The sequence below is a fragment of the Curtobacterium sp. MCBA15_005 genome (assembly GCF_001864855.1).
GTDB lineage: Bacteria > Actinomycetota > Actinomycetes > Actinomycetales > Microbacteriaceae > Curtobacterium > Curtobacterium flaccumfaciens.
Map to the genome: position 1 here is coordinate 1 of NZ_MJGL01000049.1, position 211 is coordinate 211.

Below are 211 nucleotides of genomic sequence, written 5' to 3' on the forward strand. Positions count from 1 at the left end.
CGACGTCCTGCGCGAGCAGCGTGGTGAGTGCCCCGGACAGGTCGGACGGCCGCGGCTCCTCGGGCAGGGTCGACAGCAGCACGTGGTACCCGGCGGACCGCGCGGCCCGTTCGAAGCCGATCGAGGTGCTCGACGGCCCGTACAGCGCGTCGCCGGCGGTGATGATGCCGAGCGCCTTGCTCCGCCCACCGGCGAGCGCCCGGGCGGCGGC

The 211-nt window shown here is 76.3% G+C and carries 1 pseudogene; it reads right to left on the bottom strand.

The features are described from left to right. Nucleotides 1–211, bottom strand: a pseudogene (locus tag BIU89_RS18650) (LacI family transcriptional regulator); the annotation flags it as partial.